This window comes from Rhodococcus globerulus NBRC 14531 (assembly GCF_001894805.1).
GTDB classification, from domain to species: domain Bacteria; phylum Actinomycetota; class Actinomycetes; order Mycobacteriales; family Mycobacteriaceae; genus Rhodococcus_F; species Rhodococcus_F globerula.
The window spans coordinates 80,645-94,823 of record NZ_BCWX01000001.1; the positions used below are offsets into that span (position 1 = coordinate 80,645).

The 14,179-nt window shown below is 61.8% G+C and carries 12 protein-coding genes; 6 read left to right on the top strand and 6 right to left on the bottom strand.

The window, feature by feature from the left end:
• Window positions 1-41: 41 nt before the first annotated feature.
• The 5 genes from RG2_RS00425 (at window position 42) to RG2_RS00445 (ending at window position 6,258) form a co-directional block, all read left to right on the top strand.
• Window positions 42-1,847, top strand: coding sequence for a penicillin-binding transpeptidase domain-containing protein (locus RG2_RS00425; protein ID WP_033231733.1), 1,806 nt, complete (start codon window positions 42-44; stop codon window positions 1,845-1,847).
• Window positions 1,848-1,954: 107 nt separating this feature from the next.
• A complete protein-coding gene (locus RG2_RS00430; protein ID WP_033231732.1) occupies window positions 1,955-3,634 on the top strand; it encodes an NTF2-like N-terminal transpeptidase domain-containing protein in 1,680 nt (559 codons plus the stop codon).
• Between the two features lie 81 nt (window positions 3,635-3,715).
• Window positions 3,716-4,618 carry an LLM class F420-dependent oxidoreductase gene (locus RG2_RS00435; protein ID WP_033231731.1) on the top strand — a complete coding sequence of 301 codons (903 nt, stop codon included), beginning with the start codon at window positions 3,716-3,718 and terminating at the stop codon, window positions 4,616-4,618.
• Window positions 4,615-5,475 (top strand): SDR family NAD(P)-dependent oxidoreductase, encoded by an 861-nt coding sequence (locus RG2_RS00440; RefSeq protein ID WP_033231730.1) that lies wholly within the window; start codon window positions 4,615-4,617, stop codon window positions 5,473-5,475. Before RG2_RS00435 ends, RG2_RS00440 begins: the two co-directional genes overlap by 4 nt.
• A 45-nt stretch (window positions 5,476-5,520) precedes the next feature.
• The gene (locus tag RG2_RS00445; protein ID WP_033231729.1) at window positions 5,521-6,258 is read left to right on the top strand and encodes a sulfite exporter TauE/SafE family protein; all 738 of its coding nucleotides are present in this window, start codon (window positions 5,521-5,523) and stop codon (window positions 6,256-6,258) included.
• Between the two features lie 20 nt (window positions 6,259-6,278).
• Here RG2_RS00445 and RG2_RS00450 read toward each other — a convergent pair whose 3' ends face one another.
• The 4 genes from RG2_RS00450 to RG2_RS00465 form a co-directional block, all read right to left on the bottom strand.
• The gene (locus tag RG2_RS00450; protein WP_033231728.1) at window positions 6,279-7,751 is read right to left on the bottom strand and encodes a peptide MFS transporter; all 1,473 of its coding nucleotides are present in this window, start codon (window positions 7,749-7,751) and stop codon (window positions 6,279-6,281) included.
• A 57-nt stretch (window positions 7,752-7,808) separates the two neighbouring features.
• Window positions 7,809-8,186, bottom strand: a complete 378-nt coding sequence (locus tag RG2_RS00455; RefSeq protein WP_033231727.1) for a DUF3054 domain-containing protein — start codon at window positions 8,184-8,186, stop codon at window positions 7,809-7,811.
• 71 nt (window positions 8,187-8,257) lie between these two features.
• Window positions 8,258-8,812 carry a YceI family protein gene (locus tag RG2_RS00460; RefSeq protein WP_033231726.1) on the bottom strand — a complete coding sequence of 185 codons (555 nt, stop codon included), beginning with the start codon at window positions 8,810-8,812 and terminating at the stop codon, window positions 8,258-8,260.
• Window positions 8,813-8,840: 28 nt separating this feature from the next.
• Entirely contained in the window at window positions 8,841-10,637 is a 1,797-nt protein-coding gene (locus tag RG2_RS00465) for a 2-isopropylmalate synthase (RefSeq protein ID WP_080711613.1), read from the bottom strand.
• Window positions 10,638-10,802: 165 nt separating this feature from the next.
• Between RG2_RS00465 and RG2_RS00470 the strand changes: the two genes are divergently transcribed.
• The gene (locus tag RG2_RS00470) at window positions 10,803-11,483 is read left to right on the top strand and encodes a FadR/GntR family transcriptional regulator (RefSeq protein ID WP_080711612.1); all 681 of its coding nucleotides are present in this window, start codon (window positions 10,803-10,805) and stop codon (window positions 11,481-11,483) included.
• Here RG2_RS00470 and RG2_RS00475 read toward each other — a convergent pair.
• Complete coding sequence (locus RG2_RS00475) at window positions 11,480-12,586, bottom strand: lysylphosphatidylglycerol synthase transmembrane domain-containing protein (RefSeq protein ID WP_051730285.1); 1,107 nt, start codon at window positions 12,584-12,586, stop codon at window positions 11,480-11,482. The genes RG2_RS00470 and RG2_RS00475 overlap by 4 nt on opposite strands.
• Window positions 12,587-12,595: 9 nt before the next feature.
• Entirely contained in the window at window positions 12,596-14,074 is a 1,479-nt protein-coding gene (locus RG2_RS00480) for an adenylate/guanylate cyclase domain-containing protein (protein WP_033231724.1), read from the bottom strand.
• Window positions 14,075-14,179: the final 105 nt, after the last annotated feature.

Here is a 14,179-nt window from a genome sequence, read left to right on the forward strand (position 1 = left end):
ATGATTACACCGATATTCCGGCGTTCGCCACAATTTCGGGCATGATCGAGAAGGTGCGCCCATCGAGAGTTGATATTCGCCACCCGTTGATCCGAAAAATCACCGTGTTCACGGTGATCGGAGTAGCCGCCGCGAGTAGTATCGTCGCGTGCAGTAGTGGCCCTGACCAGCCGCGATCAGTGGCTGAGCAGTTCGCGACTGCTCTCACCGACGACGATGTGTCGGCGGCGGCAAACCTGACTACCGATCCCGCGGCGGCTTCCACCGCGATCACCGCCATGATTGACGGACTGGGGAAGGACGAGGGAACGTTCACGGTTTCCGAAGCCGAACAATCCGGCGATGACGCCGGCACCTTCACTCTCGATGCGGCCTGGAACTTCGGAGAAGGCCAGGACTGGACGTACTCGACACACGGGAACGCATCGGCCAGTGGTGATCAGTGGTTGATCGAGTGGGATCCGGCATTGCTCGCACCGGATCTGAGGGCGTCGACCACCCTGCGGTACACACCCACTACCGGTGCACCGCCGTCGGTTCTCGATTCGGCCGGGCAGCCCGTCATGGAGCAACAGGTGGTGACACTGGTCAATCTCGAGCCCACAGTTGATGCCGCTGCCGTGGCGGCGCTCATCTCCCCGATTGCCCCGACAATCACGGCGGATTCGTTACGCAGTGACCTCGCCGCGGCTGCCGGAAAACCGATCACTGCCATCACGCTTCGTGCGGAAGATCTTGCGCCCATTGAAGATCGGTTGGCTTCCCTGCCCGGAGTGACGCTTGCGCCACAGGCCCGGTTGCTGTCCGTCGACAAGGCTTTGACCTCGCCGACCTTCACCGGACTGAGCGACCTGTGGCGGGAAGGGCAGGACAAATCCGCCGGCTGGGCGGTGCAGATGGTGAAGGAGAACGGGTCGGCGACCACTATCGCCGGACAGGACGGCCCGGTTGCGCCGAATATCGCGACAACAATCGACCGCAACCTTCAACTGGGCGCGGAGAACGCACTCGCCGGGGTGACACAGCCTGCGGTGATCGTGGCGCTGCAACCGTCGTCCGGCGCTGTTCTGGCCGTGGCCCAGAACTCGGCCGCCGATGCTCAGGGGCCGATCGCGCTCACAGGTCTGTATCCGCCCGGTTCGACATTCAAAACCGTGACAACGTCGGCGGCGCTGCAAGCCGGGGTGGCGACCCCCGACACAATTCTGCCGTGTCCTGGCACCGAGAACGTCGAGGGACGACAGATCCCCAACGACGACGAATTCGATCTCGGCTCGGTGCCCCTGCACACCGCATTCGCGCATTCGTGCAACACGACGATGGCGCGCCTAGCCGTCGGTCTGCCTGCGGACGCACTGCACAATGCGGGACTGCAATTCGGATTAGGCGTCGACTACGTCACTCCCGGCCTGACGACGGTGACCGGAAACGTACCGGACGCGAACACTCCGGCCGAACGCGTCGAATCGGCGATCGGGCAGGGAACTGTCACTGCCACGCCGTTCGGGATGGCGTTGGTCGCGGCGTCGATCGCACACGGTGAAACGCCGACCCCGATGCTCGTGAAAGGGCAGCCAGGGGTTGCCGATCAGACCGCGGCGCCCACTCCCGCGGTGGTGACCGAACAGTTGCGGACCATGATGCGTGAGACCGTCACCGGTGGAACCGCGACGACTCTCGCTGACATCGACGGACTGTTGGGCAAGACCGGAACAGCCGAAGTTGACGGCGGTCCCGCGCATGGATGGTTTGTCGGAATCAAGGGAGATCTGGCGTTTGTGGTTTTTATCGCTGGGGCAGACAGCTCCGCTCCTGCAGTGCAGGTCGCGGGCACTTTTCTGCGGTGAAACCTGTTTTCGATTGCAGTTCGATGACACCGCCGTGGCTCAACCGTGACACGTTCGTAGGCATCCCGTGCTTGTTACGGCTGTGACAGAAGTGAAGAGTTGCACCAATGGGGCCCGGAGCACAGAAAAGCAGCCGTGGAAAATACGTCATTGCTTCGATAGCTGCTGTTGTCATGACAGTGGCACTCGCGTCGTGCGTCGTCGGGGGAGAAGAGGAAACTGACGCCGCGACGGTCGTCGAAGACTTTGTCACCGCACTCAACAATCACGACGTCGACGGAGCCGCCAACCTCACGTCGTACCCCAATGCCGCACGCGCATCCATTTCGCAGATGTTCGACGGATTGGAAGCACGTTCCACCGACTTCGACGTCGCCCAGGTCATCGACCTCGGTAGTGACTCCGGATTCTTCACTCTCGACGCGGCCTGGAACTTCGGCGAAGGCAAGGACTGGACATACCAGTCACAAGGTGAGGTCCGAGACCTCTCCGTCGGTTGGCGAGTGTCCTGGGATCCGTCGGTCATCGTCCCCGGCCTCGGCAGCGGACGCACCGTCGACTACACCCGGACCGACGCCGCTCCGCCCAAGGTGGTCGATGCAGGCGGGACTCTGCTCATGAACGAGCAGACCATCAATGCCATCACTCTCGACCCGGCATCCATGCCCGATCCAGTCGACTCGACGCGCCGGCTCGCGAAAGTCATCGAACCCGTCGCTCCGCTGGTGACCAGCGAATCGATGCTCGCTGATCTCGCGGCGCACCCGGGGCAGTCGATTACAGCAGTTCTCCTGCGCGACCCCGACTATCTGTACCTCGAAAGCGACTTCGCCATCCCCGGAGTTGTTGTCGTGAAGACGCCCAAGCTCATTGCGTCGGATCGCCGGATCAATTCGCCGCTCCTGGACCCGTTGCGTACCGCGTGGCAGGCAAACCGCGACGCCACCGCAGGTTGGGCGGTCAATCTTGTCGACCAAAACGGAGCAGCAGTCAAACAAGCCGGTTTCCAGGGACCTTCAGGACCCGACGTTGCCGCGACCATGGACTCGCACACACAACTCGCGGCAATCGAAGCTGTGGTGAGCGCTGGAACGCCGGCGGCGATAGTCGCGATCCGACCCTCGGACGGCGCGATTCTTGCTGCTGCACAGAACAATCAGGCCATCGAGCAGGGGCCGATCGCCTTCACCGGGCTTCGTCCGGCAGGCGGCGCGCTGGACCTCGTGCGGTTGGCTTCGTCGATGCAGAACGGCGTCGAGCCGCGCGCCGTGTCCGGCGAACAGCTGGCCGACACGGCGCGGCAACTCGGTCTGGGCAACGGATTCCACATCCCCAGCCTCGAGCAGCAGACGGCCACGTTTGCGTCGGATGGTTCCGGCGGAAACGAGTCGGTGAACAATATCGTGGCTAATCGGACATCCTCCGGTGCCGGTGAACCTCAGGTCACGCCATTCGGTATGGCTATGCTCGCGGCGTCCATTGCCCGCGGCAGTGCGCCGACGCCGATGATGGTGTTCGGTCAGCCCGCGACCGCCGATACCGCGGCGTCAGCGCTGCCGGAGGACGTGACCAACCGACTCCGTGATTCCATGCGCGGCGCGGGCGGCCTGGTCGGATACCCGGATCTGATCGCTGCCGGTGCGGCAAGTGGTGACGATCGCTGGTTCTTCGGATCACGTGGTGACCTGGCCTTTGCGGTCTTCGTCGCTGATGCCGACGGCAATGATCGGGCACAGCAGATGACGGAGAAGTTGTTCCAGGAGCTGGCAAAGCCTGCCGACAAATAGATGAGAGCGTGACTTTCAAATATGTAATCGCTATTCTCATCTCTGGAAGAGTATCTGCCAGAGAGGGCGCACTCGGTGACAATGCGATTCATCTACCACTACCCGGAAATAAGCGGTCTGGACGGAGACGTCCTCGATCCAGGGCCGTTGCGGGACGTGGCCGTTGCCGCTGAGCTGGCGGGATTCGACACGCTGTCTCTCAGCGAACACCCGATACCCGGCGCAAAATGGCTGGCCTCCGGCGGGCACCAGACGCTCGATCCATTTGTTGCCCTCGGCTACGTCGCCGCCGCAACCGAACGGTTGCGGTTGCTCACGTATCTGGCGGTGGCGCCGTACCGAAACCCCTTCCTGCTGGCAAAATCCGCGTCGACCCTCGACAAACTGTCCGGTGGCCGCCTCACGCTCGGACTCGGAACGGGATATCAGAAGAGCGAGTTCCATGCTCTCGGAATCGATTTCGACGAGCGCAACGAACTCTTCGACGAGGCGCTCGATGTGCTTCCGCTGCATTGGAGCGGTGAACCGTTCACGTATCGCGGCAAGCACTTCAGTGCCCTCGACGTCATCGCCCGGCCGAGGCCGATCCAGAATCCGATCCCCATCTGGATTGGCGGCAACTCCAAGCTGACTCGTCGCCGAGTAGCCGAGCGCGCACAGGGATGGATGCCGATGTCCGGTGGGGCAGAGTTGAGCGCTACCGCGCGAACACCCACGCTCGGATCGGTTGATCAGATCGGCGGCCACATCACCGAACTGCGAAATGCGGCGCTCGCCGCCGGACGCGCCGAGCCCATCGACGTTGTGTACTCCTATCACGGCGACGGGATACACACCCCGACAGTCGAATCTGACCGGCACCGCGAAGTATTCTCCGACCTCGAAAAATCAGGCGTCACCGCAGTGGTGGTTTCCGGTCCCATCGACGGTTTGGCCGCCACCGTCGAATTCCTCGAAGCGTTCGGGTCCACGTACCTGTCATGAGCACAGGATGGTTCGAAGATCGGGCCGGGTTGGACGGATGCGTAGCCGTCATCACCGGCGGCGCCGGTGGGCTCGGCAGTGCGATTGCCGCTGATCTTGCCGCGAACGGAGTGCGGCTTGCCGTCGTCGACATCGATGCAGAGGCCGTCGAGCGTCTGCGTAGTGAGTTGGCGGAGGGCGGATGCGACGCCGTCGTACATCACGGTGACGCGCGTGATCCGGACGAGTTGAACTTGTTGTTCGAGGCTGCTCACGAGCGGTGGGGCAGGCTCGACATCCTGGTCAACGTTGTCGGTGGCACCTTCCGAACACCATTTGCGGAATCGACACCGAAAGGGTGGGACGCGCTTTTGCGCACGAACTTCCATCACGTCCTACACGCGTGCTCCCTCGCGGTGCCGATGATGAAAAGCGGTGGGCGAGGCGGCAGCATCATCAACGTGACAACCATCGAAGCGCACCGCGCGGCGCCCGGTTTTGCCGTCTACTCTGCGGCAAAGGCTGCCGTCGAGCAGTTTTCGCGGACACTGGCCGTCGAACTGGCCCCGGACCGGATTCGCGTGAACAACGTTGCACCGGACTTCGTCCCGACGCCAAATCTTGCCCGATTCGGCAGTGGGGACCATTCGATGGCAACCCCGGTGGGGGCTCGGGTGGCCATACCGATGGGACGAGTCGGGCATGTCTCCGATGTCTCGAACAGCGTCGTCTTTCTTGCTTCCGGACTATCCACCTTCATCACCGGGACAACACTTCATCCCGACGGTGGAACATTGGCGTCGTCCGGGTGGTTCAACTGGCCGGACACGGGTTGGGCGAACTACGCACCGACGCGGTTCTTGGAGGGGCACGCGTAGACGCGTGGCGCGGGTGAGAATCCGCGCCCGGTAGGTTCATGAGCTGTGAACCTGCTCGATTTCCTCTTTCTTGTCGTAGCGGGATTCTTCAGCGGTCTAGTCGGCTTTGTCACCGGACTGGCGTCCATCGTGTCGTACCCGGCGCTGCTCAGTGTCGGGTTGTCGCCAGTCAGCGCCAATATGACCAACACCGTGGCACTGGTGGCCGTCGGAGTCGGTGCATTGGCGAACTCATCGCGCGAAGTTGCCGATACGGGACCCAAACTTGTTCGCTGGTCTCTGTATTCGGCTGCGGGCGGCATCATCGGTGCGTTGATTCTGTGGCTCGCACCGGAGGGTTCGTTCGAATCGGTTGTGCCGGCGATGGTTGCGTTTGCGGCGCTGGCACTGCTGCTTCAACCGAAGATTCGTGAACTCTCCGGGGGCGGCGACCGTCCGGGAATCTACTCGGCCGCCCTGTTTGCCGTGGCCGTGTACGGCGGGTATTTCGGCGCGGGTGCCGGCGTCATCTTTCTGGCGGCAACCCTCATCCTCACATCCGAAACGGTGTGGCGGGCCACAATTCTGAAGAGCTTCTTCCTCGGCATTGCGAATCTGGTTGCCGCCCTCATCTTCGCTTTTTCCGGGCAAGTGCACTGGGTGGCCGCGCTGGCCATGGCTCTCGGCGCATTGGTGGGTGGCTGGTGCGGGCCACCCGTCGTGAAGAAAATCCCGCCATCGGTACTGCGGGTGGCAGTAGCGATAGCGGGATTCGCTTTGGCGCTGTGGCTGTGGGTCAAATAGCGGGCAGGGTCAAATAGCGTTTACTGCACGCCTTGCATCAGCTTCTTGATCCACGGCGACGCGGCAGCAAGCACTACGCCGATTCCGATCGACGAGAATCCGATGATCAGGAAGAACGGCTTGCTGTCGTCTATGTCGAAATGACCGGCAAGGGTTCCGGCCATCGAGGATCCCAACGCGACGGACAGGAAGAACAACGCGACCATCTGCGTGTGGAAACGCTCCGGCGCCAGTTTGGTTGCGAGCGACAATCCGACGGGGGAGAGGAACAGCTCCGCAAACGTGAACAGCAGAAGGACTCCGGCCAGCCCGAGGAGCGGTGCACTGTTCGGACCGCCGCCGGTGATCGGAATGAAGGCGAGGAAAGCCAGGCCCATGATCCCGGTGCCGATTGCGAACTTGATGGGCGACGACGGCTGCCGTGGGCCGAGTTTGGTCCACATCGCCGCGAACACGCCTGCGAAGACGATGATGAACACGGGGTTGATGGACTGAACCCAGCTCGGCGGGAAGTCCCAGCCGAAGAGGTTGCGGTCCAGAAGCTTGTCCGAGATCAGCGGAACCGTCGTGAATTGCTGCTGGAACAGCGACCAGAAGGCAGCGCTGGCAATGAACATCGGGATGAACGCAAACACACGGCTGCGTTCGACCTTTGTGATCTGCTTGCTGGTCAACATCAGAAGGAAATATCCGACCGATGCAATGACAGTCAGACCGACCACAACGTCGGACATGTTGTCCGCGGTGATCAAACCGGTAATCGATGCGATGGCGACCACAACGATCGCAGCAACACCGATTCCGATGTAGAGGGTGCGCTTATCCGCGGGAAGCGGGTTGCCCGGTGCGGCGCCGATTCCGTGAAGGTGCTTGCGGCCCAACGTGTACTGGATAAGGCCGAGCGCCATGCCGACGGCCGCCAGAGCAAATCCGGCATGGAATCCCCAGGCATCCTGCACTGCGCCGGTCAGCAGCGGACCGACCAAACCGCCGATGTTGATGCCCATGTAGAAGATCGAGAAACCGGCGTCGCGGCGCTCGTCCGTCGGCGAATACAGATCGCCGACCAACGAGGTGGCGTTGGCCTTGAGGCCACCACTGCCGAAGGCCACCATGACAAGACCGATGCCAACGCCCCACAGACCGGGGAACACCGCCAACGCGATGTGGCCGGCCATGACCAGCGAAGCACTGTAGAAGAGCGTCCGCTCCGAACCGAGAAGGCGGTCGGCCACCCACGCACCGAGGATCGTGGACAGGTACACGGTGCCGCCGTACGCACCGACAATGCTTGTCGCGGCGGCCTGGCTGATACCGAGACCACCGTCGGCGACGGTGTAATACAGGTAATAGATCAGGATGCCTTGCATCCCGTAGAAGGAGAACCTCTCCCACATCTCCACGCCGAACAGATTGGCCAATGCAAACGGTTGGCCGAAGAAGCCCTTGTCTTCCTTCTCGGTCCGTTCGGCAGGCTCCGTAGTGTTACTCATCCGAAAAGTGTCCTACTTCGTAGCGCAATTCGGGTAGTTCCGGACCGCTCGACACGGTTACGACCTGGCACGGATTTTTGCGATGACCGGAACCAGTGCGCGCCACCCGAGTAGGAAAGCGCCGAGGACAAGCGTGGCGACCACGATGAAACTGAACTGCGTACCTTGACCGCTGAGCACTCGCAGGACCATGCCGATGACGACGGTGGAGAGCCATACGACTATGCCGGTGGGGAGTAGGAGAACGGCGTTGAACTTGTCGCGGTACAGCGCGAACGTGGCAGACCATCCGATTACCAGGCCGGTCAGGAACGGCCATGATGTCTTCGCCAGTCCGGCGAGCGCATTGGCTTCTTCGTGTGTACGGCGCCCTATCGCGCAAAAGATAATGACAAGAACGGCGTCGATCAGCAGGAATGGTGCGTACTTCTTCACCTGGTCACCATACGACTGTGCGCCTTTCCGGTAGTTGGCACTACCGGAAAGGCGCACGTGGCCGAAGGCCCTTATGCCTGCAGACCAGCCTCGATCTCGAGGGTGATGGTGATCTTGTCGCCGACAACTGCTCCGCCGCCTTCGAGGGGCATCTCGATGGAGATGTCGAAGTCCTTGCGGTTGATGACGGTGGTGGCTTCGAATCCGGCAACCGGGCCGTTGCCCATACCGGGGTTGACGCCGTTGAACTCGAGGTTCAGCTCGACCTCGCGGGTGACACCGTGGAGGGTGAAGTCGCCTGCGAGTACGAAGTCGCTGCCCTTGGCGCGCACTGCGGTGGACTTGAAGGTAGCCGTCGGGTACTTCTCGACGTCGAAGAAGTCAGCGGACTTGATGTGGCCGTCACGCTGCTCGTTCTTGGTGTTGATGGAGGCGACCGAGATTTCGGCTTCGACGGCCGGGGTGCCGTCCTCGGCAACCGTGATGGCGCCCGAGAACTCGTCGAACGTGCCGCGAACCTTGGACACCATGAGGTGACGAACCGAGAAGCCGACGGTCGAGTGGACCGTGTCGATAACCCAGGTTCCGGCGGTCAATGCGGGCAATGTGGTGGTAGCGGCGGTCATCGAAGCTCCTTGATAAGTAGTTGAATGTTCAATTGCTTGTAGGTTCAACTATGAACCCTCGGGAATTCTTCCGCAAGTTCATGTGACTGTCATCACATGTGTGGGAGGAAGCCGCGTAGACGGCATGAAGCGCCGACGCCGTGACGGACTGATGAACAGCCACTCCCCAGTGTTGGACTCCGTTGACCAGGGCTTCTGTGATGGTGACTGCCGAAGTTGCACTGGCCGGAGAATCCGAGTGGCCGGGAAGTGAATGCTGAGTGAGTGACAGAACTTCGACGCCGGTGCCGTTCTCGGTCAGGATTCGACTCAATGCCTCGACGGGTCCGGACGCGCTGGCCTCGGCGGTAATTTCCTTGCCGTCGCGATCGAGGACGACAAACAGACGATCACCATCTGAGCTGTGTTCCACCGAATATCGGCGCATTCCTCCGTTGTACCCGTACTCGCGCAGCAGGAGGTTCCACAGCTGGTCGGCGGTTATCTCGAGTCCGGAGCCGTCGGTTTCACGTTGAACTCGTGCCGCAAAATCGATTTGCAGGCGTCGGGGGAGTTCGACGCCGTATTCCGATGCCAGCAAGTAGGCGATGCCTCCCTTGCCTGACTGGCTGTTTACCCGGATCACTGCCTGGTAGTCACGACCGACGTCAGCGGGATCGATCGGCAGGTACGGCACTTCCCACGGCGCCTGCGACGGATCGATGCCAAGGATTTCGGCGCGCTCGTAGTGATGCGCAAACCCCTTCTTGATCGCGTCCTGGTGGGTTCCCGAGAATGCGGTGTACACCAGATCGCCGCCGTACGGGTGGCGCTCGTGCACCGGAATTCTGTTGCAGTACTCCACTGTTCGACGAATTTCGTCGATGTCGGTGAAGTCGATTCGCGGGTCGACGCCCTGCGCGTGGAGGTTCAGTCCGAGCGTCACCAGATCGACATTGCCGGTGCGCTCACCGTTACCGAACAGGCAGCCTTCGACCCGCTGAGCGCCGGCGAGTACTGCCAGTTCGGCGCACGCCACTCCGGTGCCACGATCGTTGTGCGGATGTACGGACAGGATTACCGAATCGCGTCGAGCGAGATTGTGGTGCATGTACTCGATCTGGTCCGCGTAGATGTTAGGAGTGGCGATTTCCACTGTGGCAGGCAGATTGTGGATGACCGGGCGATCTGGGCTCGCATCCCAGAGTTCGCTGAGGCTGTTGCAGATCTGCAGCACGTAGTCCGGTTCCGTCAGGTTGAAGACCTCGGGTGAGAACTCGAACCGCCACCCGTCGTGAGCGTCACCGCCGCGAGCGACATCCTCGGCGGCGCGAAAGATCATGCCGTGCAGTTCGTCTCGTTCCTTCCCCAGGACCACATCGCGCCAAGTTGGTGCAGTAGCGGTGTACATGTGAACTACCGCGTTCGGCAGTCCGGCGATGGATTGGTAGGTTCGCTCGATCAAATCTGTTCGGGCTGCGGTGAATACAACGATCGTGACATCGTCGGGAACCAGGTCGAGGTGCACCAGGTCGCGAACGAAGTCGAAGTCCGTCGCACTGGCGGACGGGTAGCCGACCTCGATTTCCTTGTAGCCGATCGCCACCATCAGTTCGAACATCCGGCGTTTGCGGGCCGGGTCCATCGGTTCGGCGAGGGCCTGGTTGCCGTCGCGCAGATCCACGGGAACCCACAGGGGCGCTTCGGTGGTGCGATTGGCCGGCCAGGTTCGATTGAATGCCGGAATGTCGACTCGATCCCACGCGGCGCGATAACGCGCGGACGGCATGGGGGAGGGTTTCTGGTTGTTCCAGGTGGTGCTCTGGTTGTTCCAGGTGGTGCTCATCGGGGGTTCTCCTGCGGGTCTTGGTGAGAGACCGGCCATGGCGGAACCCCGCGGAGGGGTGCCGGTCTTTTCAGGCCCCGCCGCGGCAGTCGAGAAGGAGTCCTCGGTAAGCCATGAGGGCTACACTAGAATGAAATCACTTATCAGACAACCTGAGGAGTTTCCGTGCCGCCGATGGTCGAACGCCGTCTACTCACCGATCAAGCCGCTGAGCTTCTTCGTGCTCGTATCATCGGTGGCGAATGGGCAGTCGGTGACAAACTTCCAGGTGAAACCACTCTGGCGGCGGAATTGGGTATCGGTCGTTCCACGATCCGCGAAGCCGTTCGCACCCTCGCCGGACTCGGCATGCTGGAATCGCGTCAGGGCGCCGGAGTGTTCTTGCGCAGTACAACTCCACCCGACCAGTGGCCTCGGGTCCTCGAATCAGAAGCCATCCTGCATGTAGTCGAAGTGCGCAACGCCGTCGAGGTGGAGGCAGCTGGATTGGCAGCCAAACGACGCGACGACACCGACATCGCAGAACTCAGGCGTGCGCTCGGCGGTAGGGCCGCGGCCGCGAATTCCGGTGATGCCGCCTTTGTCGACGCCGACATCGCGGTGCACCGCGCGGTGGTCGAGGCGGCGCACAATCCGGTTCTGTCTGAGTTGTTCGAAACGTTTGTCCCACGACTTCGGACTGCGTTGATCGAGCTGATCGGCGTCCTCGATCTCAATCCGCACAGCCAACCCGATGCCGACGAACACCGAATGTTGGTGGACGCCATCGAAGCCGGTGACGCGGAGGCTGCCGTGCGAATCAGCCGTGCCCATCTGGATGACATGGCAGCAGCGTTGCGACGCTAAACGCCGGGTTGTTCGCCGCGTTCGAAGTCGATGGTCATGTCGGCGTCGTCGCGATGCGTCGCTCGGAACGAAATCAGGAAGACGACCCACCCCACGAGCGCCACGAGTACAAGACTCACCATTCGGTAGACGAAGACCGCCGCGAGAGCTTGTGCGCCGGTCGCTCCGGCGATGGTGAGCGCAGTGATCAGTGCTGTGTCCACGTATCCCAAACCACCGGGCATCAGAGGAATACTCCCGACGGCCTTGGCTGCGGTGAATGCGATCAGCAAACCGGCAAACGAGGGGTGCGCACCCACAGCCCAACAGGCAAACCCGAGACAGGCGACGTCGGCAACACGATGGATCGCCGACCAGCCGAAAGCGATGACGGTATCGGTGCGCCCGAGTTCCACGGAATCGAGTTGAGTGAGAATCTCGGACCAGCGTGACACTCCACGGTCTGGATGATTACCGCGAAAGCTGTTGTACCGAGCAAGGACCCAGTGTCCTAGGCGTTCGAGGCTACCGGGGTTCTGGGCGATATATCGCAAGCCGACGAATAGAAGCGCCACGCAGATAATCGAGATGGTCAGCGTAACCGGACTGACCTTGGTGCCGAAAGCCAAAGCGCCGGTTGCGCCGAGAAGTGCCAGCGTTGCTGCGGCGATCACACCGCACATAGCCAATTGCCACGACGCGACAATGGGCGTCGCACCCCACTTGCGGGTCTGCTTGTATGTGAACGCAGTGGAGAACACCTGCCCCGCAGGCAATGTGAGCGCCATCGCGGTACTTGCGTAGATCACGGAGAGATTTTTCAGGTGGCCGGCCACCACACCGGCAGCATTGAGAAGCCGCTGCTGAACCGACGCGTATCCGCTGAGTGAGACGGCCTGGGCGGCGATGCAGGCCGCAACCCAACCCCAGTGGATTTCCGTCAGTGCCTGCCATGACTCATTGAGCTTTGGCCACAGCAGTGTCCCCTCGACAACCAGCAGAGTGATCAGCGCGAGCCCGAGAACATACTTCAGCCACCAGAATCGCCCACGAACCCGACCGGGCTCGGCGACGGACGGCGGGGGCCGTCTCAGTCGCCACGGGGTCTTTCCAGGCAGTGCCATCGATTCAGACTAACCAATCTGTTCTGGATCTACCTCGGGATATTTCTGTGGCCAGGCTAGATGAGTGAGCCGCCTGCGCCCACGAAGTTGAACCTGCTCGCCCAGTTCCCACTCGGCCTGCTCCTCCTCGTCCGCAAAATACAGCGCACTCGTCGACGCGAGGACTCTGCTGGGACGGAACTTCGCGAGCTCCGTCAAACGCGAGGCCTCGTTGACCGGGTCGCCGATCACGGTGTACTCGAAACGTTCCGCCGCACCGATATTTCCCGCGACCGCCAAACCTGCGCTCACACCGATACCGATGTCGAGGCCGGTGATCGCGTCGAGCTTGAACCGCAACTCGCGCGCAGCAGCCAGCGCAGCCGTCGGTGCGTCGGGTCGATCGAGGGGAGCGCCAAAGATCGCGAGCGCCGCATCGCCCATGAACTTGTTGACAAAGCCGTGGTGACGGTCGATCACGTCCACGACGATGCGGAAGAATTCGTTGAGCAATTCGACGACCTCGCCAGGCGGACGTTCAGCCGCAGCGCCCGTCGACCCGACCATGTCCACGAACAGAACCGCGACAAAGCGTGTTTCACCGCCCAGTTCCGTACCGAACTGCAAAGCGCGTCGAGCGACGTCCTCGCCGACATGTTGGCCGAACAACTGGCGCAGCAGACGACGTTCGTCCGACTCCTTCATCATGCGGTTGAACCCGACCTGCAGACGCCCGATCTCACTGCCGTCGAACACCTCGACACGAACGTCCGTCGCACCGCGCTGGACCCGCTCGATGGCGCGTCGAAGTTGGCGGATGGGGTCGGAGATCTGGCTGGCCGTCAGCATCGACAGCGCAAATGCCTGCACGATCGCCATGATCGAGATCAACAAGATCGCCCACGCCAACGAGTTGGGTGAGAACTCGAGATCAGTGGTGAGTTGGGTGGCGCACAGCAAGATGATGCCGGCGACGGGCATGAGCGTGCCCAATCCCCACGTCATTGCCAAACGGGTGCCGACGCCTGGAGCCATGGTCCGATCGAATTCGCCCTCGCTCAATGCGAGTGCAGCGACGGGACGCAGGATTCGCTCGCCGAGCATGTACGTGAACCCGAACGTCGTGGTCGCGGCCATGCAGACGGTGACAATCACCGCGATAGCCAACCCGGGCATCTCGTTGATCGTCAGAATGACGAAGATGATGCCGCCGAGGAACCAGAGAACAAGGTGGACGATGGCTTGGCGCAGCGGCGCATGCAGCGCTGCCATCTGTTCACTGCGCGTCGGGGGACCGCCGCGCAATCTCCACCGGATGACCTTGCGGAGCATCATGGCTGCCGCCGTCAGACTGACAACACCGGCAAACGCGAGGTAGATGCCGAACACCGCGAAGTTCCGGACATGATCGGCAACGATCGCGTCGGATTCCTCGATGGGGACGCCGTACCGCACAAAGGCAAAGACCAGCACCGCGCCGATCAGGTTGGCTGCGAGCATCGAAACCATATAGATGGGCCATCGACTGCGGATCGTCACCGCTATCGCTCTGTATGAAGCCCGCACAGCGTTCAATTTAGCTGGCCAGGGTCGAAGTACTGGTATGCGCGTCCC

Excerpts from the sequence above, each read along its gene's own strand:
- RG2_RS00465 (WP_080711613.1), bottom strand. The coding sequence starts at position 10,637 with ATGAGCACCACCTGGAACAACCAGAGCACCACCTGGAACAACCAGAAA.
- RG2_RS00440 (WP_033231730.1), top strand. The coding sequence starts at position 4,615 with ATGAGCACAGGATGGTTCGAAGATCGGGCCGGGTTGGACGGATGCGTA.
- RG2_RS00480 (WP_033231724.1), bottom strand. The coding sequence starts at position 14,074 with ATGGTTTCGATGCTCGCAGCCAACCTGATCGGCGCGGTGCTGGTCTTT.
- RG2_RS00425 (WP_033231733.1), top strand. The coding sequence starts at position 42 with ATGATCGAGAAGGTGCGCCCATCGAGAGTTGATATTCGCCACCCGTTG.
- RG2_RS00475 (WP_051730285.1), bottom strand. The coding sequence starts at position 12,586 with ATGGCACTGCCTGGAAAGACCCCGTGGCGACTGAGACGGCCCCCGCCG.
- RG2_RS00460 (WP_033231726.1), bottom strand. The coding sequence starts at position 8,812 with ATGACCGCCGCTACCACCACATTGCCCGCATTGACCGCCGGAACCTGG.
- RG2_RS00430 (WP_033231732.1), top strand. The coding sequence starts at position 1,955 with ATGGGGCCCGGAGCACAGAAAAGCAGCCGTGGAAAATACGTCATTGCT.
- RG2_RS00435 (WP_033231731.1), top strand. The coding sequence starts at position 3,716 with ATGCGATTCATCTACCACTACCCGGAAATAAGCGGTCTGGACGGAGAC.
- RG2_RS00450 (WP_033231728.1), bottom strand. The coding sequence starts at position 7,751 with ATGAGTAACACTACGGAGCCTGCCGAACGGACCGAGAAGGAAGACAAG.